We start from the raw sequence: 26451 nt of genomic DNA on the forward strand, positions 1-26451 counted from the left end.
ATGTCTTTGGGAGGACACTTCATGAAACGACGCACGCTTTTGGGCGCCCTTGCGGCTGCCACCATGCTTACTTCGCCGGTTCTGGCCGACGGTCACGCGGTGACCGTGGGTGTAAGCTGGTCGAACTTCCAGGAAGAGCGCTGGAAAACTGACGAGGCCGCCATCAAGGCCGCACTGGACGCCGCCGGCGCCACCTATATTTCCGCCGACGCGCAGTCGTCCTCGGCCAAGCAACTCGCTGACATCGAAAGCCTGATCGCGCAGGGCGCCGACGCGCTGATCATTCTGGCGCAAGACGCGTCGTCGATCGGCCCGGCCGTGCAGGCCGCCGCCGATGAAGAGATTCCGGTCGTCGCCTATGACCGTCTGATCGAAGACAACCGCGCCTTCTACCTGACATTCGACAACGTCGAAGTGGGCCGTATGCAAGCCCGCGCGGTGCTCGAAGCGATGCCCAAGGGCAACTACGTGATGATCAAGGGCTCGCCCACCGACCCCAACGCCGACTTCCTGCGTGGCGGTCAGCAAGAAGTGCTGCAAGCGGCCATCGACGCCGGTGACATCACCATCGTTGGCGAAGCCTATACCGACGGCTGGGTGCCTGCGAACGCGCAGCGCAACATGGAGCAGATCCTGACCGCCGCCGACAACAATGTTGACGCAGTTGTGGCCTCGAACGACGGCACAGCGGGTGGTGTTGTGGCCGCGCTGACAGCTCAGGGCATGGAAGGCATTCCGGTCTCGGGCCAGGATGGTGACCACGCCGCTTTGAACCGCGTCGCCACTGGCACGCAAACCGTGTCTGTCTGGAAAGATGCGCGCGCACTGGGTGCAGCAGCGGGCGAGATCGCCGTGTCGCTGGCCAAGGGCGAAGACGTGGACGGCGCAGCCGACTGGACGTCGCCCGGCGGCACCACCATGACGTCGATCTTCTTGGAGCCGGTTCCGGTGACAGCGGACAATCTGAACGTCGTGCTGGACGCAGGCTGGATCGAAAAAGACGCGCTGTGCGCAGGCTCGTCACTGGCGGTTTGCCAGTAAGGCCGCATAATTTCCCGCCCCGGCGCATCCGTATGCCGGGGCGGACCATACCAAAACTCACCAGACATGCAGGCACATCTGACGGCGGCACGTGCCAGCCGACAGGCGAGGTGTGCCACCGCAACAGGATAAAAGGGCAGGGGACATGGACGACCAGGCCAAATCAATGATGGACAAGCTGGGCCTTGACGCTCGGCTTTTGGGGATGATCGGGGCGCTTGTGGTCATCTGGCTCGTGTTCGGTTTCTTTACCGACTGGCGCTTTCTGTCCCCGCGCAATTTTTTCAACGTGAGCGTTCAGACAGCATCCGTTGCCGTGATGGCAACGGGCATGGTGTTCGTGATCGTCACACGCAATATCGACCTGTCCGTTGGCTCGCTCTTGGGCTTCATCGGCATGACGGTCGCTGCCTTGCAAGTGCAATGGCTGCCATCCATGCTGGGTCTCGGTCACCCGATGATCTGGGTCATCGCCGTGATCGCTGCAGTCTTGATGGGCGCCGTCTTGGGCGCGATGCAGGGGTGGGTCATCGGCTATTTGACCGTGCCTGCCTTTATCGTGACGCTGGGCGGCTTCCTCGTCTATCGTGGTGCGATGTGGTGGGTCACCAAGGGCCAGACTCAAGCGCCACTGGACCCGGTCTTCCGCCTACTCGGTGGCGGGGCCGAGGGCACGCTGGGTGAAACGCTGAGCTGGGTGTTCGGCACCATCGCCGCGCTAGTTGCCGTTGGCATCATGCTGCTGAGCCGCCGCCGCAAGTCGACACACGGCTTCACCGTCAAGCCAATGTGGGCCGAGGGCATCCTGATGGCCATGGCGGCCGGTCTGATTATTGCCTTTGTCTGGATCATGAACAGCTATCCGATCCCGAGGGGCGCCATGCGCCGCATGACTGAAGCGCGTGGTATCGAGTATAATGACGGTATGGTCTGGAACCACGGCGTCGCCATTCCGGTCGTGATCCTGCTGGCCGTCACCATCGTGATGACCATCATCGCCACCCGCACCCGCTTTGGCCGCTACGTCTATGCCACCGGCGGCAATCCGGAAGCGGCATCGCTGTCGGGCATCGACACGCGCCTGCTGACGGTCAAGGTCTTTGCCCTGATGGGTGCCCTGACCGGCATCGCGTCGATTATCGCATCGGCCCGTCTGAACGCCGTAGACGTAGGGCTGGGCACGCTGGACGAGTTGCGCGTGATTGCTGCCGCCGTCATCGGGGGCACGGCTCTGTCCGGTGGCGCGGGTACGATCTATGGCGCCGTGATCGGTGCGTTGATCATGCAATCGCTGCAATCTGGCATGGCCTCGGTCGGGGTCGATGCGCCTTTGCAGAACATCGTCGTGGGCTTTGTGCTCGTCCTCGCCGTGTGGATCGACATCGTTTACCGCCGCCGCGCCGGCGTCTGAGGGAGGACTTTGATATGACGACACCTCTTGTCGAAATGAAGGACATCTCGATCAGCTTTGGCGGGATCAAGGCGGTGGACCACGTGTCGGTCGACCTGAAACCCGGTGAAGTCGTGGGCCTCTTGGGCCACAACGGCGCGGGCAAGTCCACGCTGATCAAGATCCTGTCGGGCGCCTATGCCATGGACACGGGCGAGATCCGGATCAATGGCGAAAAGGCGACCATCAACAACCCCCGCGATGCGCGCTCCTACAACATCGAGACAATCTACCAGACGCTGGCACTGGCCGATAACCTTGATGCCGCGTCGAACCTGTTTCTGGGGCGCGAGCTGGTCAGCGGCATGGGCTTTGTCGATGATGACGCGATGGAGGCCGAAACGCGCAAGATCATGGCGCGCCTGAACCCGAATTTCAAAAAGTTCAAGGATCCGGTCAGTGCCCTGTCGGGCGGTCAGCGTCAGTCAGTGGCCATTGCGCGTGCGGTGTATTTCAACGCGCGTATCCTGATCATGGACGAACCCACCGCCGCCCTTGGCCCGCATGAGACACAGATGGTGTCGGAACTGATCCAGCAGTTGAAGGCCGAAGGCATCGGTATCTTCCTGATCAGCCACGATATCCATGATGTGATGCAGTTGTGTGACCGCGCCTCCGTGATGAAGAACGGAAAGCTGGTGGGGACGGTTGACGTTGCCGACGTGACGGACGATGACCTGCTCGGAATGATCATCTTGGGCAAGCAGCCGGGCGAGGCGTAATGCAAGACAGTGGGAAGCTGGATCAGGCCATTGGCCTGGTCGCGGATGTGGGCGGAACAAACACGCGCATGGCGTTTGTGGGCCGCGATGGCGTCATCGCGGACACCGTGGTGAAATGTCCGAACGCCGACTTTGGCAGCTTTCTTGATCTTGCGACAAACTACCTGGACGAGCGGCCCGTGCCCGCGCATGTGGTGATTGCCGTGGCCGGGCCCGTCGCTGGCGACCGCGCCAAGCTGACCAACCGGAACTGGGATTTCGATGCCGGTGCTTTGGCAGCTGCCTTCGGGGCGGAGGAGGTCGTTCTGATGAACGACCTTGAGGCGTTGGGGCAGGCGGTGCCGACCGTGCCGCTGGATGCGGTTGAGCCATTGCACAACGGTGCGGAACTGGGCGGCAGTGGTCAGGCGCTGGTTGTTGGGCTTGGTACTGGGTTCAACGTGTCCGCCGTGAATATGGAAAGCGGGACGGTATTTACGTCCGAGCAAGGCCACGCGAGCCTGCCATCGAGCGTGATGTCGATCCTGCAGGCGCGTATTCCGGACACGTCCCGATTTGACTCAGTTGAGAACCTGTTTTCCGGTGTGGGTCTGTTGCGGCTGGCTCATGTGATCGGTGTGGATGTGGACAGTGCCGAGGAGTTGGCCAAGTCCGATGATCCTCGCGCGTTGGAGGCGCTGGATGCCTGCACCGAGGCCTTTGCCCTGATGGTGCGTGAGTTGGCGTATTCCTATTTCCCGCGTGCCGGTTTCTATTTCAACGGCTCGCTTGCCAAGTTCCTGATGGCGCCCGAGCGCCGCGCACGGGTGCTGGCGCCGTTGCGTGCGGACGACAGCTTTGACGGGCAGTTCGCTCGTATTCCGGCGTTTCTGTTCGTGTCGGACACCGTGGCCTTGGGCGGGTGTGCGGCGCGGCTGTTGGCGCGCGTCAGTTAAAACGCAGACCGACCTGTCCGAACGGGCCGCAGTCGGCGTGGATGTCTGTGCCGGGCGGGCATTCGATGGGCCGGATGAAGCTGCCCGATAGGAGCACCTGACCTGCCTTGATGGTGTTGCCGTAAATGGCTATGCGCCGCGCGAGCCAGATGACGCTTTCTACCGGATCGTTCAGGACGCCTGCGCCCAGCCGCGTTTCCTCGACCGTGCCGTTGCGGCTGACGATGGCGCCGACCCAGCGCGGGTCGTCGGGCGGGTGCCGTTCGATGCCCATGACAATGCCCGCATTTGCGGCGTTGTCGGCGATTGTGTCGAAGACCTTACGTGGCTGGCCTGAGGCGACCTTGGTTGCGACGAACTGGTCCTGGATGGCGTCGGCGTCGTCCATGGTGATGCGGGGGTATGCAACGGAGAGGAGGTCAACTCGCTCACCGGTTTCTCGGCGGCAACAAGCGGCTGCGCGGCTATCTAATGCTGTTCAGGTTTCATCCGCGACTTCGCTGCGAAGGGTGCCGATGCCTTCGGCGGTGACGTCCACAACGTCGCCGGGTTTCAGGAATTTCGGTGGGTCAAACCGCGCGCCTGCGCCGGCGGGCGTGCCGGTGACGATAATGTCGCCGGGCACGAGCGTGGTGAAGGTCGAGACATAGGCGATCTGGCGACGGATCGGCAACAGCATCCGGGATGTCCGGTCGTCCTGGCGTAACGCGCCGTTCACATGGGTCGTCAGGCGGATATCGTCGAGTTGGGCGGCATGGGTGAAGGGCACCAGCCAGGGGCCTATTGCGCCGGATGCGTCCCAGTTCTTGCCTCGGGTCACGTTGAATTTGGCGTGGCGGACCCAATCGCAGCTTGTGCCTTCGTTGCAGAGGGTGAGGGCGGCGATGTGGTCGTAGGCGTCTTCCTCGGCGATGCGGCGACCGCCCTTGCCGATGACAATGGCGATCTCGCCGTCGTAGTCCAGTTTTTCGCGTTCTGGCGGGCGGATGACGGGTTGGTCATGCCCGGTGAAACTGCGCGGGAAGCGGGGGAAGAGGGACATATTGGGCGGTGCGTCTTGCCCGTCTTTGTATTCCGCGTTGCGGTCTGGGAAGTTGACGCCGACGCAGATGTTCTTTTCCGGGTTGGGACGGGAATCTCATAGGTCACGTCGGTATGGGTCGCGATACGCCCCTGGGCAGCCTTGGCGAGATCATGCATCCCATCCGCAGCAATCACGTCGCGCAGGGTCGGCCAGTTTTGGAAATTGGGCGAGAGGGTGATCATCCCGCCCTCCGTCACGGCTCCATAGTAAGTGGCGCCATCCGTGGTGTAGGTCGCAAATTTCACGGGCGTCTCGCAATCTCGGTGATCGTTTCAAAGGCGGTGTCGAAGTCGCGTTCTTCGCAGTCGAACTGCCCGGCTTGAAAGCGAATGACCTTTCGCCCGTCGACGATGGTTTGGGTCAGGTAAATCCGACCGTCATCGTTGATCTTGTCGACCAAGGCTTGCGTCTGCTCATCGCTGGCGTTCTTCGCTTTGAAGGTCCAAAGCGACAGGATGGGTTCGGTGACGATCTCGAAGTCATCTTCGGCACGCAAGCGGTCACAGAGGGCTTGGGACCATGTCACATGGTTTCGGATGCGGGTGCGCAAACCCTCCATCCCGTAGTGGCGCATCAGGAACCACAGTTTGAGTGCGCGGAAGCGGCGGCCGAGCGGGATCGACCATTCGGAATAGTCGATGACGTCCTCGGCCCCGTGGGTTTTCAGATATTCGGGTCGGATCGCGAGGGTTTGGCGCAGCTGGTCGGGGTCGCGCAGGAAGTGAGCGGCGCAGTCGAATTGCGCGCCCAGCCATTTGTGCGGATTGAAGACGATGCTGTCGAAACGGTCGGCCCCGGTCCAGAGCGCGCGGAACTCGGGGCAGATCATAGCAGTGCCTGCCCAGGCGGCGTCAAGATGGGAATAAAGCCCATGTTCTTCGGCCACGGCGGCGACAGATTCCAGATCGTCGCATGCGCCCATACCGGTGGCGCCTGTCGCCGCGATGACGCCTGCGGGGATGCGGCCCGCCTGTCGGTCCTCGGCAATGGCGGCTTCCAGATCGATGGGGTCCATGTGGCGCAGATCGCCGGTGGTACGGACCTTGACCAGGTTGTCCTGTCCGATGCCGGCGACCCAGATGGCGCGGTCGATGGAGCTATGGACCTGGTCCGAGCAATAGATGCGCAGTTGCGGCTGGCCGTGCAGCCCTTCGATATTGCCACGAAATTCGAGCACGCGTTCGCGCATGGTCAGCACTGCGGCAAGCGTGGCTGACGAGGCGCTGTCCTGGATGACACCCTGATACGTGCCCGGCAGGCCGAGGCCCTGCCGCAGCCAATCCATCATCCGTGTTTCCATCTCTGTCGCGGCCGGAGAGGTCTGCCAGAGCATGCATTGTGGGGCGATGATCGAGACGAGGAATTCGGCCAGCACCGAGGCGGGGGCGGCGTTGGAATTGAAATAGGCGAAGAAGCGGGGATGCTGCCAGTGGGTGATGCCGGGCATCACGATACGTTCGAAATCGGCCATGATGGCGGTAAGGTTCGTGCCATCTTCGGGGGGGCTGTCCGCCAATTGCTTTGCGATGTCCCCCTGCGCGGTTTGAGCCCGCACCGGACGGTCTCGGATGGTCTTGTGATAGTCCGCACCCCAGTTCGCGGCTTCCTTGGCGTGTTTGGCAAAGTCGTCCCAGCTCATGGCGTGTCCTTTGGATCGGGCGCATCAAGATGCGCCTTACGGGTGTTGTAAGGCGGAGGTGTCCTCCGCCATGCTCAGGGTGCCACGATGCGCTGGGCTTTGAGAAGGGGTTCGGTGGTGTCGATACCATCGAACAGGCTGCCCTCTTCGAACCAGCTTCGGGGGGCGGGGGCGCCCCACAGCGTTTGTCTGGCGGGGTCCTTTAGGTCCCACTTGATTGGCTCGTGATCCGGATCAACGGTTTGGTAGTCGGAACAGTAAATCTCGATCCGGTGTCCGTCGGGGTCGCGGATGTAGAGGAAGAAGGCGTTTGAGATGCCGTGGCGGCCCGGCCCCCGTTTGATGTTGTCGCGGTCGCCCGTGGTGCTCATCAGATCGAGCAGGTCGATGATGTTGAGCGGGGTGGGCACCCAGAAGGCGGTGGGGTGCAGGCGCGGACCGGCGCCGTTGGTGCATGCCGCGTCATGCACACCGCCCTTGCTGTGCATCCACGCGAGCCATGAACAGGCGAGCGGTCCAGGTGACCGGACGCCCGTGATCCGAGAACCATTTGGCCGCCTTTTCGAGGTCCGGTTGGTCGTAAAGTTTGAAGCCGAGGCGCGCCACAGTCCGGGTGTCCGCTTGCGTCAGCATCATGCAGTGGTGGCCGCGTTCTTCCATCGCGCGGAGGTGAATGGTCTGGTCATCTTCATGTGTGACCTGCAGACCCAGCGTGTCCACGTAGAAGGTGCGGGAGGCCGCGAGGTTCGTCACCCGATATTCCACATGGCTCAGCCGCACGATGTTGAAAGGCGGGTAAAGCTCGGGCGCGGGGATCGTCATCGGCTGTCCCTACATTGAGCGGCTTTGCCGCACGCGATTCATTTTTGTGAATGAGGGGTTCCACCCCTCAAACTCCCCGCCGTATTTTCAAAAAGAAGAAGGGGTTGGGGTATGGCCTATTTTTGCCCAATGGATGTGCGTCGGATGAGGCCATCCCGTTTGCCCTAAAGCGCGATGCCGGTGTTTCGCTTGATGTCTCTGAGCACGAGGTTGGTCTGGGCGCTGGCCACCGCGGGCAGGCGGAACAGGAAGGTTTCGAGAAAGGCGTTGTAGGCGTCCAGATCGGCGCAGAGCACGCGCATCTGGTAGTCCGACTGCCCGGTCGTCGCATAGCATTCGACCACCTCGCGCCGGGTCGTGATGGCGCGGATGAAGGCGGTCAGGTCATCCTCGGAATGGCGGGCCAGTTGAACGTGCACGATGGCCTGGAAATGCAGGCCGGCCGCCTTTGGGTTCAGGATCGCGCCATAGCGGTCGATGATGCCTACCTCTTCCAGTGCCTTGATGCGGCGCCAGCAGGCCGAGGGTGACATGCCCGCCGCCTCTGCAAGATCGGCGTTCGATATGCGGCTGTCTGCTTGGAGGTGGCGCAGAAGGGCGTGGTCGCGGTGATCGAGCTGCATGCGGGTAGTCTTACCATCTTTTAGCTGATTTTTGACAAAGCATTTCGTGACCGGGCAGTTCAAACGGAAAAATGAAATAGTGTCCCATCCTCACGCGTCCATACTGGTTGCAGGAGGATATCATGTCAGACCCGAGCCACCGCTTCGACACTTACGCCCTGTCCGACCGCTACGACCGCAGCGAAGGCCGCGTGTTTCTGACCGGCACGCAGGCGCTCGTGCGTATCATGCTTGACCAGGCCCGCCGGGACCGAGCCGTAGGGCGCAGGACCGCAGGTTTTGTTTCAGGCTATCGCGGCTCGCCCCTGGGCGGTCTTGATCTGGAGCTGTGGCGCGCGCGGGCGCGGACGCAGGCGGCTGACATCACATTCATGCCCGCCGTGAACGAAGATCTGGGCGCGACCGCCGTTCTGGGCGCGCAGCAGGCGGTGCTTGACCCGAACTGCACCCACGAGGGCATTTTTTCCATGTGGTACGGAAAGGGGCCGGGCGTGGACCGGTCGGGCGATGCGCTGAAGCATGGCAATGCCTATGGATCGTCGCCCTTGGGCGGTGTGCTGGTTGTGGCGGGCGATGATCATGGCTGTGTATCGTCGTCAATGCCGCATCAGTCCGATGTCGCTTTCATGGCGTGGTTCATGCCGACGCTGAATCCTGCGTCGGTGGCCGAGTATCTGGAGTTTGGCGCCTGGGGCATCGCGCTCAGCCGGTTTTCGGGCACCTGGGTGGGGTTCAAGGCGATCTCGGAAACCGTTGAGAGCGGGGCGTCCGTGATCCTGCCCCCCGATCCGATGTTTGCGCAGCCCGACTACACCGCGCCACCGGGTGGGCTGCACATCCGTCCCTCGGACCTGCCCAGTCCCGAGATCGAGGTGCGCATCGGCGACAAGTTGGACGCCGTGCAGGCCTTTGCCGCGGCGAACCCGATTGACCGGCGCATCTATGACGTGCCCCGCGCGAGGTTCGGGTTTGTGACGACGGGCAAGGCGCATCTCGACACGATGGAGGCGCTGCGGCTGCTGGGGCTGGACGCGGCGACCTGCCGGGCGCGCGGCATCGACATCTACAAGGTGGGCATGGTCTGGCCCCTGGCTCTGCGCGATGCGCGCGGTTTTGTCCGGGGCAAGCGCGAGGTGATGGTGATCGAGGAAAAGCGCGGGATCATCGAAAGCCAGTTCAAGGAGGCGTTCTATGACCTGCCGCGCGATATACCGGAGCGTATGGTCGGCAAGCATGACGAGACCGGCGCGGCGTTGGTGCCGTGGACCGGGGAGCTGAGCCCCAAGCTGCTGGCGCCGCTGATCGCAAGGCGGTTGCATCCCTTTGTCCCTGATCTCGATCTGCCCGCACGGGCGCAGGCGCTGCAGATACCGCCGAAACTGTTGAATGTCACGGGCGCCACGCGGACCCCCTATTTCTGCTCGGGTTGTCCCCACAACACGTCGACCAAGGTGCCGGAGGGGTCCAAGGCCGCCTCGGGCATCGGATGCCATGTCATGGCGTCGTGGATGGACCGCGAGACGGGCGGTTATGCCCAGATGGGGGGCGAAGGGGTGCCCTGGGTCGCCGCATCAAAGTTCAACGGGGGCAAGCATATCTTCCAGAACCTCGGTGAGGGGACATGGTATCATTCCGGGTCTCTTGCTATCCGGCAGGCCGTCGCGGCGGGCACGAACATCACTTACAAGGTGCTTTACAACGATGCCGTCGCCATGACCGGCGGGCAGCCGGTGGATGGCCCGGTGAGCGTGGCGGCCATCGCCTGGTCCAGTCGGGCCGAGGGGGTGGACCGGATTGCGCTGGTGTCGGACGACATTGGCAAGTTCGAGCGCGGCGACTTTCCCCCCTGCACATCTTTTCATGGCCGCGAAGCGCTGGATGCCGTGCAGCGCGAATTGCGCGAGATCCCGGGCGTCACGGTCCTGATCTATGAGCAAGCCTGCGCCACTGAAAAGCGCCGCCGCCGCAAGCGCAGTAGCCTGCCGCCGGTCAAGAGCTTTGCCGTCATCAACCCGGAGGTGTGCGAGGGCTGCGGCGATTGTTCGATTGAAAGCAATTGTTTGAGCGTTGAGCCGTTGGAGACGCCATTGGGCCGGAAACGCCGCATCAACCAATCGACCTGCAACGCCGACATGTCCTGTCTCAAGGGGTTTTGTCCCAGTTTCGTCACCGTCGAAGGGGCGATGCGCAAGGCGCCGGAGCCTGCATTGTTCGATGTGGCGGCGGCGCTGCAGGACGTGCCGCACCCCGACCTGCCCGGGCTTGATGCGCCTTATGACCTGCTTGTGACCGGCGTCGGTGGCACGGGCGTTGTGACCGTGGGCGCGCTGGTGACGATGGCCGCGCATCTGGAGGGGCGTGGGGCGTCGGTGCTGGATTTTACCGGGTTTGCGCAGAAATTCGGGACGGTGCTGAGTTACATCCGTCTGGGCCGTGACCCCGATGCGCTGCATCAGGTGCGGATCGAGGCGGCGGCCGCCGATGCAGTGATCGGGTGTGATGTCGTCGTATCCTCGGCCCCGAAGGCGTCGGCGCATTACCATTCGGGCACGCGGATGGTCTTGAACCGTGCCGAGATGCCGACCGGTGATCTGGTGTTGCACCGTGATGCCAGCCTGCGCGTGGACGCGCGCGAGGCGGCGATTGCCGAAGTGATCGGGGCGGGGAACCTGTGGGCCGTGGATGCGAACGCGCTGGCCGAGCGGTATCTGGGCGACAGTGTGTTTGCCAATGTGATGCTGCTGGGTGCGGCGTGGCAGAAGGGTTTGGTGCCGGTCAGTGACGCGGCATTGAAGCAGGCGATTGCGTTGAACGGTGTGGCGGTTGAGCAGAACGCCCGCGCCTTTGATCTGGGGCGGATCTGGGCGCATGATCCGTCGGTGCTGGCGCCTGTCGACGGGCCCCAGGTGCCGGAGACGGCTGAGGAGATTGTTGCCCATCGCGCGGGTCTTTTGGTGGCTTATCAGGATGCTGCCTATGCCGCGCGGTATCGGGACACGCTTGCGCAGTATACGCGCGGGTTCAGCGAAGCGGATCGGAGCTTGGCCGCGCGCGCGCTTTACAAGCTGATGGCTTACAAGGATGAGTATGAGGTCGCGCGGCTGCATGCCGAAAGTGGTTTTTATGACAGTTTGGCAAGGCAGTTCGACGGCGATTTTGCGGTCCGCCACCACCTGGCCCCGCCGCTTGTGTCATGGCGCAATGATGCGCGCGGGAGGCCTGTGAAGCGGGCGTTTGGGCCATGGATACAGGGCGCCATGCGGGTGCTTGCGCGTGGCAAATGGCTGCGCGGCACGTGGGCTGATCCCTTTGGTTACATGGTGGAGCGGCGCGAGGAGCGGGCGCTGGTGGCGTGGTATGTGGCGGGGCTTGAGCAGCTGTCGCACGGTGTGAAGGATGCCGGGGCGGCGACGGCGTTTCTGGCCGCGCCGCTTGAGTTCCGGGGGTTTGGTCCGGTCAAGGCAGAGGCGGTTGCCCGGTTGAAGCCGCAGGCGGACGCAGCGCTTGAGCGGGCTAGTAGTCGCTGACAAGAAGGTGCGTCGGTGCCACGTCTTCGTCTATTTCGGAGAAGCGCCCGATGGGGTCGGCAAAGATGTTGTCGGTCAGGTCGTCGTTGACGGTCGAGACCTCGTGGATCAGGCAGTCGCCGCCTTCGCCCCAGAAGGCATGCCAGGTGGTCGGGGTCAGCGTCACGGACGCGCCCACGGGTAGCTTCAGGTGACCGCCTGCGGGCAGGGTGACAGGCACGCCGTCGGTCAGCACGTGTACGTCGGTGTTGCGGTCGATCTGGCCCTCGGCATCGCAGGTGAAGAGTTCCAGCACCAGCGTGGCACCGCCGCGGTTGATGATGTCCTCTGTCTTGAGCACGTGGCGGTGCATGGGTGACAGCTGGTCCTCGCGCGAGATCATCAGCTTTTCGGCGTAAAGCATCGCGCCCTGTTGCCCCATCTCGGTCAGGTCGCCGTTGCGCATGGTGAAGAGGAACAGGCCCATCTCGTCGAACCGGCCCTGCCCATAGTCGGTGATGTCCCAGCCCAGGCCGCGATCCCGGATATGGGCGGCCTTGTCGCTGCGCATCTCGTCCGGGGTCCAGGTGCCGAACGGGGGCACGGTCCAGCCGTGCCTGGCAAAGAAGTCGGCGCCGTTCGCCAGGATGTCATTCACGCGGGATCGTTTCATGGGATCACTCCAGTTCGCTTTGCCAGGGCGGGTTGGCGCCTGCGCGGGATACGGTGATGGCCGCGGTACGGGCGGCGAGGGTGAGCATGTCAGTGATCGTGGTCTCGTCAAGTGCGTCGATGGCGGCGGGCGATAAGGCATCGGCGCGGCGCAGTGCGGCGAGGCAGCCGGCGTTGAACGTATCGCCTGCGCCGACCGTGTCGATCACCTGCGCCTTTTCGGCAGCGACGCGGACCTTGGTGCCGTTGGCAAGATGTGCGGTTGCGCCGTCCCCGCCTTCGGTCAGCAGGAGCATCTTTGCCCCCATGTTCAGGATGGCATGCGCCTTTGCGCTCAGATCGCCGTCCGGCAACAGCCAGCCGATATCATCATCTGACAGTTTCACGATGTCCGCCCGCCGGATCAGTTTGGTCAGCCGCGCGCGGTAGCCATCCTGGTCCGACACGAAACCGGGGCGTATGTTCGGGTCTGCCATGACCAGCCGGTCGGCGGGTTGTGAAAGGGCGAGGTCGAGCAATGTGTCGGCCACGGGCGGGTTGCACAGCGAGATGCCGCCGAAGAACATGGCATTTGTCCCCGCGGGGACAGAAGCGATATCAATGGGTTGGATGTCCCGGGTCGCCGTTTCGGCGTCGTAGAACGTGTAGGTGGCGTTGCCGTTTTCGAGGTGGACAAAGGCGAGCGTGGTGTTTCGGCCGCTGCGTACGGCTTGGGCGGTGGAGACGTGGCTGGCGGTCAGGTGATCCTTGATCATCGCGCCAAACGGATCCGAGGACAGGCCGGTGATCAGCGCCACGTCCTCTCCCAGCCGTCCGAGGGCCACGGCGGTGTTCAGCACCGCGCCGCCCACATGCGGGACATAGGCGCCGCTGTCGTTCGGGATCATGTCGATCAGGGCCTCGCCCGCGCAAAGGATCATTCGGGGGTCTCCGATAAAGTGATGTCGGCGGGGGCCGATTGGGTCAGGACCGTGGTGATATTCGGCACGTCGTTGTTGTCAATCCATGTCTGCGCATCCGGCTTGCCGTGATCGGCCCATCGGGTTCTGAGCCGCTCCGTCAGGAGGTTCATTGGGGGATGCAGTGCGATGGAAAATGTCCAGAGGTCGTGCAGCGTGGACCATGGCGGTTGTGTGTGCAGCAGGTAGTTCCCTTCGACAAGAACTGTGCGGCAGGTGGCGTCGACGCGGCCCGCGCCCGCGATCGCAATCTCGCGCGCACGGTCGAAGAGGGGAAAGACAACCGGGTCGGTTGATTGCAGGGCGTCGATCAAACGTACGAATCCGTCTGCATCGAACGTGTGCGGCGCGCCCTTGCGCGCTTGGGTGCCGTCGATATCCAAAAGCCGGTCATCGAGGTGAAAGCCGTCCATCGGGACCACTGCTGCCGCCTCTCCGCTATCCGTGAACCGTGCGGCCAGCCCCTGCGCCAGCGTGCTCTTGCCGCTGGCCGGTGGCCCAACGACCGCCACCAGCCGCCGGTGGGGCGTGCGCGGTCGGTCAAGGATCTGCGCGCAGATCTGGTCGAGGGTCATGCTAGGCCGCCATCTCCGGCACCGCCGCGCCTGTCATGTAGGCGACGGCGTCGGACATCGAATGATTCTTGGGGTCGATGACGCACAGCCGCTTGCCCAAGCGGTGCACGTGGATGCGGTCAGCCACTTCAAAGACGTGGGGCATGTTGTGGCTGATCAGGATGATCGGGATGCCGCGCGACCGCACGTCCTGGATCAGTTCCAGCACCTTGCGGCTTTCCTTGACCCCGAGGGCGGCGGTGGGTTCGTCCAGGATCACCACCTTGGACCCAAATGCCGCGGCGCGGGCCACGGCGACGCCCTGGCGCTGGCCGCCGGACAGGGACTCAACCGCCTGGTTGATGTTCTGGATCGTGGCGAGGCCCAGTTCGCTCAGCTTTTCGCGGGCGAACTTCTCCATCGCGGGCTTGTCAAGTTGGCGGAACAGTTTTCCCATGATCCCCGGTTTGCGCAGCTCGCGCCCCATGAACATGTTGTCGGCGATGGAGAGGGCCGGGGACATGGCAAGCTGTTGGTAGACGGTCTCGATCCCTTCCTCGCGCGCTTCGATGGGCGATCGGAACCTGATTTCCCGCCCTTCGAGCCAGACTTGGCCCTCGTCCGGGACGACGGCGCCCGACACCGCCTTGATCATTGACGATTTGCCTGCGCCGTTGTCGCCGATCACGGCAAGGATTTCGCCCGGCATCAGGTCGAAGTCTGCGTGGTCGAGCGCTGTGACCTTGCCGTAGCGTTTGACCAAGTTGCGGGCTTTGAGAATGGGTTCGGTCATGCGGCGACCTTTCTGATCTCAGCGGCTTTGCTGCGGACCCGGCAGGCGATGCTTGCATCGCCGAGAGGGCACTGGCGCGTTCGTGCTATGCGCTGCATTGCGAATTGTACCTCGGTCATGCGGCGACCTTTCTGATCCATTGATCGACTGCGACGGCGGCAATGATGAGCATGCCGATCAGCATGAAGGTCCATTGCGGGTCGGCCCCGGCCATACGCAGACCCAATTCGAACACACCCACGATGAGGGCACCGAAGAGTGCGCCCGCGACGGAGCCGCGTCCGCCGAAGAGGGAGATGCCGCCGATCACAACGGCGGTGATGGACTGGATATTGCCGATCACGCCCGTTGTGGCCGAGGGAGAGATCGAGCCGAAGCGTCCGATCATGACCCAGCCAGCGAGCGCGCAGATGAACCCGGCGGCCATGTAGACGGACATGTAGGTTTTGTGGACGTCGACGCCGGACAGTTCAGCGGCTTCGGGGTCGTCGCCCACCGCGTAGACATGCCTGCCCCATGCGGTAGACCTGAGCGCATAGGCGAGCACCACGAAGAGCCCGATCATACCCAACACCCCGAGCGTCAAGGTGGCCCCGCCAAACTGGATCTTGGTGCCAAGGAACTGGAGGAAACCTGCCTCCGCCTCGATATCCTGCGAGCGGATCGTTTCATTGGCGGAATAGAGGTAGTTGGCGGCCAGCACGATCTGCCACATGCCCAGCGTCACGATGAAGGGGGGCAGTTTCATGCGACTGACCAGCCAGCCGGAGATCGCGCCGAGTGCAGTGCCAACTGTGAGGCCGATTGCGACAGAGACGGCGGGGGGGATGCCGTATTGGAAGGATGCCTTGCCCATGACAACCGTGCACAGCACGGCGATGGCGCCGACGCTCAGGTCGATCCCTGCCGTCAGGATGATCAGCGTTTGGGCGGCGGCCAGTACCCCCACGATCTGCACCTGTTGCAAGATCAGCGTCAGGGCGAAGGGCGAGAAGAAGCGCTGACCCAGCAAGATGCCGAAGAGCGCGATGGAAAAGATCAGCACGATCAGCGGCACCAGTGAGGGCGTCTGGTGCAGCGTGTGCTGGATGCGGCCGACGATGCCGCGGCGGTGGTCTTCGAACTCGGCGACGGTGGCGTCAGCAGAGGAGACGGCGGCTTCGTAATTGTCGGATTTGCTCATGGTGTCCCATCCTTGGGGTGGGGAAGGGGGCAGGCGCGTGGCCTGCCCCGATCAGGTGCAGTGGTTGGCGACGGCAGAAACCGGCCGTCGCGTGATCCGCATCAGCGGATCAGCCCCAACAGAGGTTCTTGCCCTCTTCGACCGAAATGCTTTCCACCCCGTCGGCGGGCTGGTCCGTGACCAGCGCGACACCGGTGTCGAAGAACGCCTTGCCTTCGGTCGCTTCCGGTTTCGTGCCGTCCTTGGCCCAGGCGGCGATCGCCTCGATCCCAAGCGACGCCATCAGCAGCGGGTATTGCTGCGAGGTGGCGCCGATCACGCCGTCGGCCACGTTCTGCACGCCGGGACAGCCACCATCGACGGACACGATCAGCACGTCGTTTTCGCGGCCAATGGCTTTGAGCGCCTCATAGGCACCGGCAGCGGCGGGTTCGTTGATGGTGTAGACCACGTTGATGAAGGGATCCTTGGCCAGCAGGTTCTCCATCGCGCGGCGCCCGCCTTCTTCGTTGCCGGCGGTGACGTCATTGCCGACGATGCGGGCGTCGGTCTCATCCCCCCACTTGTTCGGGTCGCCGATGTCGATGCCGAAGCCGGTCAGGAAGCCCTGGTCGCGCAGCACGCCCACGGTGGGTTGGCTGATCGCGAGGTCAAGCATACCGATCTTGGCATCAGCGGCGGCGTCGCCAAGGGTGGCGGCGGCCCAGGCGCCGATCAGTTCACCGGCTAGGAAGTTGTCGGTGGCGAAGGTCATGTCAGCCGCGTCAATGGGTTCAAGCGGGGTGTCGAGCGCGATGACCAGAAGGCCCGCGTCGCGTGCCTGCTGCACCACCGGCACGATGCTGGCGGTGTCGGAGGCGGTCAGCAGGATACCCTTGGCGCCGTTGGCGATGCAGGTCTCGATTGCCTGCACCTGGGTCTCGTGGTCGCCATCCACCTTGCCCGCGAAGGAGCTGAGGTTGATGCCCAGCTCTTCGGCCTTAGCGGTCGCACCTTCGCGCATCTTCACGAAGAACGGGTTGGTGTCCGTCTTGGTGATCAGACAGGCCGAGGTAGCATGCCCGTCGGCCAGTGCCGCACCCGCCATCGTGGTCAGGGCACAGGCTGTGCCCAGCAGTAGTTTTTTCATGGTGTCCTCCCAGAACTTGCCGGACCGCAAATTGGCGGCCCGAACTGACCCGAGGGAAACGCGATTCTGCGATCCTGTCAATTAATAAATCAACTTGATTTATTAATTGACGCGCGCAAAGTTGTGAAAGGGAGGAGCGGTCTGATGACACTGGACCACGTGCGGACGCTGTCTGGCGGCATCAACCAGACGGGCGTGCGTGCCTATAATGAACGGCTGATCCTGTCGATCCTGCAGCGCAATGGCGGGCTGCCGGGCAGCGATCTTGCGCGGCGGACGGGGCTGTCGCCGCAGACAGCATCGGTGATCCTGCGCAAGCTGGAACAGGATGGCTTGTTGTTGAAGGGCGCGCCGGTCAAGGGCAAGGTGGGAAAGCCGTCCGTTCCGTATGTTTTGAACCCTGACGGGATTTTTTCGGTCGGTCTGAAGATCGGGCGGCGCAGTGCGGACCTGCTGGTGCTGGATGCGACGGGGCAGGTGCGTCACCAGTTGCGCCACACCTATGACTACCCGCTGCCGGGTCATGTCTTTGGCTTTCTGCGCGACGGGTTTGCCGAACTGATGGACCAGATGGACGATGTGATGCGCGCGCGTCTGTGCGGTGTGGGCATTGCAGCCCCGTTTGAGTTGTGGAGTTGGCACGAGCTGCTCGACGCCCCGCCCGAGGATTTCGCGGCGTGGAAGGACGCGGATTTTGTAGCGGAAGTGGCGCGGATCACCGACCTGCCTGTGCGCCTGGTCAACGACGCAACAGCCGCCTGTCGGGCGGAACACGTGTTCGGGATCGGGCGGGAATATCGGGACTATATCTATTTCTTCCTGGGTGCCTTTGTTGGCGGCGGCGTGGTGTTGGATCACACGGTGTTCGAAGGGAACCAAAAGAACGCGGGCGCATTCGGGACAATGCCGGTGGCCGACTTGCAGGGCAAACCGGGGCACCTGATCGATCTGGCGTCGATCTGGACACTTGAAACGCGGTTGATCGAGGCGGGAGAGGCCCCGCGTCAACTGTGGCGGCAGCCGCAGGACTGGTCGCATCTGGAACGGTTCGTTGTGCCATGGTTGGAACAGACGGCGGACGCGCTGGCCATCGCCTGCGTCGCCAGTTGCGCTGTGATCGACGTAGAGGCCGTAGTGATTGACGGGGCGATGCCACCTTCGATCCGCGCGCGTCTGGTCGAGATCACGGCCGCCGCGCTTGAGACAAAGGACATGCGTGGGCTCTTTCGGCCCCAGATGGCGGAGGGGCAGATCGGGGCGAATGCCCGTGGCATAGGCGCTGCCACAAGCCCGATCATCGGGCAATTCCTGCTCGACCGCTCGGCGGCCATGTTCGAGCAGCCCTAGCGGTAGTAGAGCGACTGCCCGTTAGAGAATATTTGCACCTTTTCCGGCGCGGCCGTCACCTTGACGGATTTGCCGCGCAGATCCTTGTGGATGCCTGGCATCTTGGCCAGCACAGCCTGTTCGCCTTCGGGCGCTTCGAAGTAGAGGATCGTGACCTCGCCCAGGGCTTCGGTGAAATCGACCTTGCCTTCGAACACGGCGTCGCCATCGGTTTCGACCATATCCTCGGGGCGGACGCCAACATTGACCTGTAGACCCATGTCGCTGTCCTGCGTCGGCACTGCGGATGTGATGACGGACCCGCTTTTCATCTTCACTTTGGTCTGCGCACCGGTCTCAACAATCTCGCCCGGCAGCAGGTTCATAGAAGGTGAGCCGATGAATTGCGCGACAAACTCGTTCTCGGGGCGTTCATAGAGTTCGAGGGGCGAGCCCACCTGCGCGATGCCCTTGTTTGCCAGCACGACGATGCGGGTGGCGAGCGTCATCGCCTCCACCTGGTCGTGGGTCACATAGATCATGGTGCTGTCGGGCATTGATTCCTTGAGCTGCGCGATCTCGATCCGTGTGGCGACGCGCAGGGCGGCGTCGAGGTTCGAAAGGGGTTCGTCAAAGAGATAGACCTTGGGGTCGCGCACGATGGACCGGCCAATGGCGACGCGCTGCCGCTGACCGCCGGATAGCGCCTTGGGCAGTCGGTCGAGATAGGGTTCAAGCTGCAAGATGCGGGCAGCGCGTGCGACGGCCTCATCAATCTCTGACTGAGATTTCTTCGCCAGTTTCAGGGCAAAGGTCATGTTGTCGCGCACCGTCATGTGCGGATAAAGCGCGTAGGACTGGAACACCATGGCGATACCGCGTTGGGCGGGGGGCACGTCGTTGACGACCGTGCCGTCGATTTCCAGTGTTCCGCCGGTGATCTTTTCCAGCCCCGCGATCATGCGTAGCAGGGTGGACTTGCCGCAGCCCGAGGGGCCGACAAAGACGATCAACTCGCCCTTTTCGATGTCGAGGTTGATGTTGTTGAGCACGTTGACCGTGCCGCCATATGTCTTTTCGACATCTGTCAGTTTCAAATCGGCCATGGTTGGTCCCTCCCTTCGGGATGGCGGTGGCCCGCCCCCCATTCTCCTCGGTTATGTCTTCAGCGCGATGGCCACTTGCCAGGGCCCCAGATGGACATGGCCATCGGGGCTTGGCGCCGTGCTGCCCAGTTCCGACCCGATGGTGACCCATGTGCCGGCGGGCAAGTCCAGCGTGGACGGCTCGTCGCTCAGGTTGATGGCGCAGAACACGGTCTGGTCGTCGTGATGCCGCGTGAAATGCACCACGTTGCCCGTGGCCTGCACCCCGTCATGGGTGCCCTTGGCCAGCGCCGTGTGGGCGTGGCGCAGGGCGATGGCCTTGCGGTAGTGGTGCAGCAGGGCGCTTGGGTCGTCCTCTTGCGAGGTGACGGCGTTGTGCAGGTGGTCACGGCTGACGGGCAGCCACGGATCGCCCGTGGTAAAGCCCCCATGGCTGTTGGATGGCTCCCACACCATGGGGGTGCGGCAGCCGTCGCGGCCCTTGAACTCGGGCCAGAATTCAATGCCATAGGGGTCTTGAAGGTCCTCGAAGGCGACATCGGCCTCGTGCAGCCCCAGCTCTTCGCCCTGGTAGAGGCAGACCGACCCGCGCAGGCACAGAATCAGCGTCGCATAGGCGCGCATCGCGGCGTCGGGCAGGTCCCAACGGCTGGCATGGCGGATGACGTCGTGGTTTGAGAACGCCCAACAGGCCCAGCCATCGGCGGCCACGTCGTCGACCTTGGTCAGCACCTCCACCACGCGGTCGGCGGTCAGCGGGTCCTTCGCCAGGAATTCGAAAGCGTAGCACATCTGTACCCGGTCGTCGCCTGCGGTGTATTCGCCCATGATCTCGAGCCCGCGCTGCGCGTCGCCCACTTCGCCCACGGCAGCGGCGCCTGGGTACTCATCGAGGAGCGCGCGGAAGCGGGCGAGGAACTCGAGATTCTCTGGCCGGTTCTTGGAATAGAGGTGCTCCTGGTGGTTATAGGGGTTCACCGAGGGCGCGATGTTGGCGTTGCGCTGTTCCGGCGGCAGGGCCGGATTGTCGCGCAAGTCCTTGTCGGCGTAGTAGAAGTTGATCGTGTCGAGGCGGAAACCATCCACGCCGCGATCCAGCCAGAACCGGGTCACGTCGAGCAGCGCATCCTGCACATCCGGGTTGTGGAAGTTCAGGTCGGGCTGCGTTTTCAGGAAGTTGTGTAGGTAGTATTGCTCGCGCCGCGGCTCCCACGTCCAGGCCGGACCGCCAAAGATCGACAGCCAGTTGTTGGGTGGCGTGCCGTCGGGTTTGGGATCGGACCAGACGTACCAGTCGCATTTCTCGTTGTCGCGGCTGTGGGCGCAATCTTGGAACCAGGGGTGTTCATCGCTGGTGTGGCTGAGCACAAGGTCGATCATCACCCGCAACCCAAGCGCATGCGCTGTTTCGACCAGTGCGTCGAAATCGGCCATGGTGCCGAACATCGGGTCGACGCCGCAATAGTCGCTGACATCATAGCCGAAATCCTTCATCGGGGAGGTGAAGAAGGGCGAGATCCAGATCGCATCGACGCCCAGCGAGGCCACGTAGGGCAGGCGGCTGGTTATCCCGTTCAGGTCGCCGATGCCGTCGCCATTGCTGTCCTGAAAGCTGCGCGGATAGATCTGGTAGATCACCGCGCCGCGCCACCAGTCCGTGTCCGTCACAAGGGTCCGCACCGCCGCCATGTCGAATTCCGCTTTCTTGTTCATGTAAGAGGTCCTATTTCACCGATCCGGCCAGCAGGCCGCGCACCAGGTATTTCTGCATTGCGAAGAAGACGCACAGCGGCACCGCAATCGACACGAAAGCCGCCGTGGCAAGGATCTCCCAATTGCCCCCGCGGGTGCCCAGCAAATTCACAATCTGGTCGGTCATCACCGTCGTCTGCCCCGTGGCGTCAATCAGGAACACCTTGGCCACCAAGAGGTCGTTCCAGGTCCACAGGAACTGGAAGATCGCAAAGGACGCCAAGGCGGGGAACGACAGTGGGAGGATGATCTTGGTAAAGATCTGGAAATCCGTCGCGCCGTCCACCTTGGCGTTTTCGATGATGTCGCGGGGTAGGCCAACCATGTAATTTCGCAAGAGGTATATCGCCAATGGAAGGCCAAAGCCGGTATGCGCCAGCCAAACACCCAGATACCCTTTGCCGATGCCCACGCCCACATGCAGTTTCAGGAGCGGGATCAACGCCAATTGCAGCGGCACCACCAACAGGCCCACGACACAGGCGATCAGGATCGCCCGGCCCGGAAAGTCCATCCAGGCCAGTGCATAGGCGGCAAAGGCGGCCACCACTATGGGAATGATCGTGGCCGGAATGGTCACTGTCAGCGTGTTGAAGAACGCCTTGGCCATGTTGTCGGTGTCATTGCCGCTGGTCATGATGTTCACGTAGTTTTCGGTCGTGAATTCCGGCGGCGATATGGCTGTCACAAAGGCACGCTGGCCCCGTCCGCTGATCTGCTCGTCATTTCCGGACCATGCGTAATTGCCGTCGGCGTCTACGGTGAATGTCTCGCCATCGCCCAGATCGGCCACATCGCCGGGCTGATAGGCGTCCACCGCACGGGATGAGGTGCCCCAGCTTTGGATGTCGCCGCCGCCGCCGTTTTCTTCGAAGATGTTGCCTTCGACGACGAACAGGTCGCCGCGCTGCACGCGGTTTTCATCGGGGTCCGAGGCGCGGAAGCGTTCGGTTTGCTCAGACGGGAACATCGACGCCCACCAGCCCGAGCCGACGATCTGGTCGGCGGTACGGAAGGAGGACACAAGAAGTCCGAACGTCGGGAACACCCACAGCGCCACAAGCAGCACGACCGAGATGTTGACGGCCCAGCCAAGGGACGATTTGGAACCAGCAATACTATCCATGATTTTGCTCCTGACGATCGCGGGCCATCATTTCATCTCCTTACGGGCGTTGTAGACGTTCCAGACCAGGATCGGCGTCACCAAGAGCATGATGACGATGGCCGAAGCCGACCCGACGCCCCAATCGTTGGCGCGGAACATCTTGTCGAACATGTAATTGGCCAGCACCTGCGTTTCCCACTGGCCGTTGGTCATCGCAAACACGATGTCAAAAACCTTGAGCACGACGATTGTGATCGTGGTCCAGACCACGACGATGGTGCCCATGATCTGAGGCACCTTGATCTTGAAGAAGATCTGGAACGGGTTGGCGCCATCGATGATCGCCGCCTCCACCGTTTCTTCGGGAATGCCGCGCAGGGCCGCCGACAGGATCACCATGGCAAAGCCGGTCTGGATCCAGATCAGGACGACCATCAGCAGGAAGCTGTTCCAGAAGGGGATGGTCAGCCAAGTCTGCGGCTCGCCGTAGGGGTAGTCAAAGGTGAACACACCCACCAGCGACGTCAGCGACAGATAGACGAGGTAGAGCGCCGCGGCCCCCACAAACAGGCGCAGCGGGACATAGCCCTTGCCGCCGCCGCGTTCCTTGCTCTCGGCAATGGGGCGCACGAAAATCCAGCCGACATAGGCGACAATCGCGGCAAAGGCCAAAAGCATGAGCGCGGGCAGGGCCTGCAGGAACAGGAACGATCCGATGCCGCCCTCGAATTGCAGCCAGACGGAATTCAGGATGCCGATCTGGTTTTGGTCGGCGGGCCGCGCCTCATACACCAGTTTGAAGATCACGCCAGCGCCGACGAACGAAATGGCCATCGGCATGAAGATCAGGGATTTCGCCACCGACCCCCATTTGATGCGGTCCGTCAATTGCGCGGCCAAGAGGCCGAAGGCGGTGGAGGCAGCGGGCACGACGATCAGCCACAGCAGGTTGTTGCGCAGCGCTTCCCAGAATTTGGGCTCGGCCATCATTTGGTTGTAGTTGGCAAGGCCGACAAAGGCGCCACCGGCGTCACGGTCCGTGAGGGACAGGCGCAGCGTTTCGAAGACAGGATAGGCAAGGTACAGCCCCAGTGCGAAAATCGCCGGGAACAGGAACAGCCAGGGGCGTACCATATTGGCGCGGTTGATGTTCTGTCCGGCTTGCGGCCCCTTGGCAGGGAAAATCACCTTGTCGAGGATCTGGTTCGATCCCCAGAAGTACAGAACGCATCCGCCTACACCGAGCGCAATGGTTATCAATCCCAAGAATGCAGGGTTCATCTGGCTTCCTCCCTATGGCGCGGCCCGGCTTTTGTGCAGGGTCCGGCGCGACCGGCATATGGCCGGCGGTGTGATCAGCCCGCGCGAGGCGGGCTGATCTGACTTGCAAGATGTTGGGGGCTTACTTCAGCGCGTCCCAGCTGGACTGGATTTCGCTGGCCACCGTGGCGGCGTCCTTGCCACCAGCGTAGTCCACCATCCCGGTCCAGAACGTACCGGCGCCAACACCACCGGGCATCAAATCCGACCCGTCAAAGCGGAAGGTCGTTGCACCCAACAGAACTTCACCCAGCGCGCGCAGCGTGTCGTCCTTGTAGGCGTCCAGATTCACACCGTTGTGGGGCGTAAGGAAACCGGTCTGTGCCATCATGATCTCGTGGCTGATCGGCTCCTGGAAGAACTCCATCAGGGCGTTTGCGCCATCAGACGGGTTGGTGATCGCCATCAGCGTACCGCCACCCAGAACCGGGTCGCCCAGATCTTTTTCGGCATAGGAGGGGAAGTAGAAGAAGTTGGTGTCGACACCGAATTCCACGTCCTCCGGGAAGAAGGCGGGCACGAACGACGCCTGGCGGTGCATGTAGCACTGCGGCGGCGAGGTGAAGAGACCCTTGGGGCTGTCGCGGAAGTCGGTCGATGCGACGGCGCCGGACCCACCGGCGACCTTGGCATCGTCACGGGCGAACCAGCCAAACTCTTCGATCGCGGCCACGACGCGTTCGTCATCAAACGGGATCTCGTTGCTGGTCCACTGGTCGTAGACGTCGGGTTCAACCGTGCGCAGCATCATGTCCTCGACCCAGTCGGTCGCGGGCCAGCCGGTGGCTGCACCTGATCCCAGACCGATGCACCAGGGCGTTTCGCCATCGGCGACGATCTGTTCGGTCAGTGCCTTCAGGTCTTCCATCGTTTCGGGGATGTCGTATTCGGCATCCTCGAAGTTCTCGGGGTTGTACCAGACCAGCGACTTGACGTTCACGTTGTAGAAAAAGCCGAACACCTGGTCGTTGCCATCGGCATCGGCGTAGGTGCCCAGATCAACCCAGGACTGACCGGCGGCATAGTTGTCGCGGACCCAGTCGCCCATGCCTTCGGGCAGGGGATGCAGCTGGCCCTTGCCGGCCATCACGGCGGCGAGACCCGGTTGCGGGAACACGGCAATGTTCGGGGCTGAACCGGCCTCGGCATCAATCACGATCTGCTGTTCGAAGCTGTCCGACCCGGTATAGACGACGTCGGCGCCCGTTGCTTCTTCGAAATAGGCCAGTGCGTTGTTCAGATAGCCATCCTCGGGCGTCAGCCAGGGGCCGAACACTGTGATGGTTTGACCGCTCAGGTCAGGGGCCCCTTCGGCCCATGCATTGTAGCTGTCCCAGCTGAAAGGACCTTCGCCCGGTGCAAAGGTCAGGTGGCCGTCGGCATGTGCCGATGCAGCCGTGATAGCCAACGCCGCGGCGCTGGCCAGAAGTTTGTTTGTCATTCTTGTCGTCCTCCCATTCGTGTCCAAGTCCGACCCGGCTTTTGTCCGGATCATGCGCGCTGTCAAAGTAGTCAAAGCGCTTTGGAATGGCGCGACCGTCGCTGAATTTTCTCATTCTGTCAAACGGTCTCGGCGCGCCACTGCAAAATAGTTTAACACGTTTGACGAGAGCCTTCAGATGTTTTGACGTTAGCGCAACCAGCCGCTAGCGTGCAGCTTTGAAAGCGCTTTGGAACGGATCGCCCTGTGAATCTTAAGGAACTGTCATCTCTGCTCGGGCTCAGCCAGACGACGGTGAGCCGCGCGCTCAACGGCTACCCAGAGGTATCGGAAAAGACCCGAGCCCGCGTGATAAAGGCAGCCGAGGCCCATGCCTACAGCCCCAATACGCGGGCGCAGGGTCTCGCCACCGGACACTCCAGGTGTATCGGCCACGTCATTTCGGTCAGCGATTCGGCGGAAATGGTGAACCCCATCTTCGGCGACTTCATGGCGGGTGCGGGCGAGACATATGCCGCGCACGGCTATGACATGATGGTCACGCGCGTCGGAGCGGAAGACGAGGCGGACACGTACCTCAATCTCAACGCACGCGGCGCTGTGGACGGCATCGTGGTCCACGCCCCCCGCCGCAACGATCCGCGCATGGCGCTCTTGGACAAGATCGGGCTGCCTTATGTCGTCCATGGCCGATCCACTGGTGTCACGACGCCCTATTCCTGGCTCGACGTGAACAACACCCGCGCCTTTTCCGAGGCGACCTCGTATCTTGTCAGCCTCGGACACACGCGCATCGCCCTGATCAACGGGCAGGAAAGCATGGACTTTGCCCTGCGGCGGCGTTCGGGTTACGAATCCTCGCTGCGCTTTGCGGGTCTTCATATTGATCCTGCACTGATGAGCACGGGCGAGATGACCGAAGCCTATGGCCACAGCCAGGCGAACGAGATGCTGGCCCTCGACATGCCGCCTACGGCCTTCCTTGTCGCGTCGATCATCTGTGCCGCGGGTATCCGCCGCGCGCTGGATGAAAAGGGCCTACGCCCGGGCAGGGACGTGTCCATCGTCACCTTCGACGACTGTCTGAGCTATTTCGGCAATGGCGGCGACACGCCCGTCTTCACCGCCTGGCAATCTTCTGTCCGCACGGCTGGCGCGACGCTCGCCCAAATGCTTATTGACCGCATCCGCGACCCGCACGCCCCCCACGAAACCGAATTGTGGGAGGCCGCCTTTGTCGAAGGCACCTCTACCGGCCCCGCGCCGGGCAAATCCAAGGACTGACC

The 26451-nt window shown here is 62.7% G+C and carries 20 protein-coding genes and 3 pseudogenes; 7 read left to right on the top strand and 16 right to left on the bottom strand.

The features are described from left to right. Positions 1-63: 63 nt before the first annotated feature. The 4 genes from xylF (at position 64) to BWR18_RS00540 (ending at position 4148) form a co-directional block, all read left to right on the top strand. Positions 64-1041: a D-xylose ABC transporter substrate-binding protein gene (gene xylF / locus BWR18_RS00525; RefSeq protein ID WP_076630031.1), complete on the top strand. Its 978-nt coding sequence runs from the start codon at positions 64-66 to the stop codon at positions 1039-1041. A gap of 145 nt (positions 1042-1186) precedes the next feature. Further along, entirely contained in the window at positions 1187-2452 is a 1266-nt protein-coding gene (locus BWR18_RS00530) for a sugar ABC transporter permease (RefSeq protein WP_076626176.1), read from the top strand. A gap of 14 nt (positions 2453-2466) precedes the next feature. After that, positions 2467-3213, top strand: a complete 747-nt coding sequence (locus BWR18_RS00535; protein WP_076626178.1) for an ATP-binding cassette domain-containing protein — start codon at positions 2467-2469, stop codon at positions 3211-3213. Then, entirely contained in the window at positions 3213-4148 is a 936-nt protein-coding gene (locus BWR18_RS00540; RefSeq protein WP_076626180.1) for a glucokinase, read from the top strand. The genes BWR18_RS00535 and BWR18_RS00540 overlap by 1 nt, the downstream gene beginning before the upstream one ends. Here BWR18_RS00540 and BWR18_RS00545 read toward each other — a convergent pair. The 5 genes and pseudogenes from BWR18_RS00545 to BWR18_RS00565 form a co-directional block, all read right to left on the bottom strand. Beyond that, positions 4141-4488, bottom strand: a pseudogene (locus BWR18_RS00545) (2-oxo-hepta-3-ene-1,7-dioic acid hydratase); the annotation flags it as partial. The gene BWR18_RS00540 and the pseudogene BWR18_RS00545 sit on opposite strands and share 8 nt — an antisense overlap. A gap of 138 nt (positions 4489-4626) precedes the next feature. Next, positions 4627-5477, bottom strand: a pseudogene (locus tag BWR18_RS00550) (fumarylacetoacetate hydrolase family protein). Then, positions 5474-6871 (bottom strand): pyridoxal phosphate-dependent decarboxylase family protein, encoded by a 1398-nt coding sequence (locus tag BWR18_RS00555; protein WP_076626181.1) that lies wholly within the window; start codon positions 6869-6871, stop codon positions 5474-5476. The pseudogene BWR18_RS00550 and the gene BWR18_RS00555 overlap by 4 nt, the downstream one beginning before the upstream one ends. A gap of 74 nt (positions 6872-6945) precedes the next feature. Further along, positions 6946-7693: pseudogene (locus BWR18_RS00560) on the bottom strand (VOC family protein). 164 nt (positions 7694-7857) lie between these two features. Next, positions 7858-8316 (bottom strand): Lrp/AsnC family transcriptional regulator, encoded by a 459-nt coding sequence (locus BWR18_RS00565; RefSeq protein WP_076626183.1) that lies wholly within the window; start codon positions 8314-8316, stop codon positions 7858-7860. Positions 8317-8438: 122 nt separating this feature from the next. On the opposite strand from BWR18_RS00565, the gene BWR18_RS00570 reads away from it, so the two are divergent. Continuing rightward, a complete protein-coding gene (locus BWR18_RS00570) occupies positions 8439-11843 on the top strand; it encodes an indolepyruvate ferredoxin oxidoreductase family protein (RefSeq protein ID WP_076630032.1) in 3405 nt (1134 codons plus the stop codon). Here BWR18_RS00570 and BWR18_RS00575 read toward each other — a convergent pair. The 6 genes from BWR18_RS00575 to BWR18_RS00600 form a co-directional block, all read right to left on the bottom strand. Next, the gene (locus tag BWR18_RS00575; RefSeq protein ID WP_076626184.1) at positions 11830-12495 is read right to left on the bottom strand and encodes a D-lyxose/D-mannose family sugar isomerase; all 666 of its coding nucleotides are present in this window, start codon (positions 12493-12495) and stop codon (positions 11830-11832) included. The genes BWR18_RS00570 and BWR18_RS00575 overlap by 14 nt on opposite strands. Positions 12496-12499: 4 nt before the next feature. After that, positions 12500-13414, bottom strand: coding sequence for a carbohydrate kinase family protein (locus tag BWR18_RS00580; RefSeq protein ID WP_076626186.1), 915 nt, complete (start codon positions 13412-13414; stop codon positions 12500-12502). Beyond that, positions 13411-14028 (bottom strand): hypothetical protein, encoded by a 618-nt coding sequence (locus BWR18_RS00585; RefSeq protein WP_076626187.1) that lies wholly within the window; start codon positions 14026-14028, stop codon positions 13411-13413. Before BWR18_RS00585 ends, BWR18_RS00580 begins: the two co-directional genes overlap by 4 nt. A gap of 1 nt (position 14029) precedes the next feature. Further along, positions 14030-14800, bottom strand: a complete 771-nt coding sequence (locus tag BWR18_RS00590; RefSeq protein WP_076626189.1) for an ATP-binding cassette domain-containing protein — start codon at positions 14798-14800, stop codon at positions 14030-14032. Between the two features lie 115 nt (positions 14801-14915). Continuing rightward, entirely contained in the window at positions 14916-15983 is a 1068-nt protein-coding gene (locus tag BWR18_RS00595; RefSeq protein ID WP_076626191.1) for an ABC transporter permease, read from the bottom strand. A gap of 109 nt (positions 15984-16092) precedes the next feature. Then, entirely contained in the window at positions 16093-17112 is a 1020-nt protein-coding gene (locus BWR18_RS00600; RefSeq protein WP_076626192.1) for a sugar ABC transporter substrate-binding protein, read from the bottom strand. A 144-nt stretch (positions 17113-17256) separates the two neighbouring features. Here BWR18_RS00600 and BWR18_RS00605 point away from each other — a divergent pair, with 144 nt between their 5' ends. After that, on the top strand, positions 17257-18459 hold the full coding sequence (locus tag BWR18_RS00605) for an ROK family transcriptional regulator (protein WP_076626194.1): 1203 nt from the start codon (positions 17257-17259) through the stop codon (positions 18457-18459). On the opposite strand, the gene BWR18_RS00610 is transcribed toward BWR18_RS00605, so the two are convergent. The 5 genes from BWR18_RS00610 to BWR18_RS00630 form a co-directional block, all read right to left on the bottom strand. Further along, a complete protein-coding gene (locus BWR18_RS00610) occupies positions 18456-19544 on the bottom strand; it encodes an ABC transporter ATP-binding protein (RefSeq protein WP_076626195.1) in 1089 nt (362 codons plus the stop codon). The two genes, BWR18_RS00605 and BWR18_RS00610, sit on opposite strands and share 4 nt — an antisense overlap. Positions 19545-19595: 51 nt before the next feature. Continuing rightward, entirely contained in the window at positions 19596-21257 is a 1662-nt protein-coding gene (locus BWR18_RS00615) for an alpha-amylase family glycosyl hydrolase (RefSeq protein WP_076626196.1), read from the bottom strand. A 10-nt stretch (positions 21258-21267) separates the two neighbouring features. Next, positions 21268-22422 (bottom strand): carbohydrate ABC transporter permease, encoded by a 1155-nt coding sequence (locus BWR18_RS00620; protein WP_076626198.1) that lies wholly within the window; start codon positions 22420-22422, stop codon positions 21268-21270. Between the two features lie 27 nt (positions 22423-22449). After that, complete coding sequence (locus tag BWR18_RS00625) at positions 22450-23685, bottom strand: carbohydrate ABC transporter permease (protein WP_076626200.1); 1236 nt, start codon at positions 23683-23685, stop codon at positions 22450-22452. Positions 23686-23806: 121 nt separating this feature from the next. After that, the gene (locus tag BWR18_RS00630; protein WP_076626202.1) at positions 23807-25165 is read right to left on the bottom strand and encodes an ABC transporter substrate-binding protein; all 1359 of its coding nucleotides are present in this window, start codon (positions 25163-25165) and stop codon (positions 23807-23809) included. Positions 25166-25411: 246 nt separating this feature from the next. Between BWR18_RS00630 and BWR18_RS00635 the strand changes: the two genes are divergently transcribed. Beyond that, positions 25412-26449: a LacI family DNA-binding transcriptional regulator gene (locus tag BWR18_RS00635; protein WP_076626203.1), complete on the top strand. Its 1038-nt coding sequence runs from the start codon at positions 25412-25414 to the stop codon at positions 26447-26449. Positions 26450-26451 lie beyond the last annotated feature (2 nt).

Origin of the sequence: Tateyamaria omphalii (assembly GCF_001969365.1) — a bacterium.
Taxonomy (GTDB): Bacteria; Pseudomonadota; Alphaproteobacteria; order Rhodobacterales; family Rhodobacteraceae; genus Tateyamaria; species Tateyamaria omphalii_A.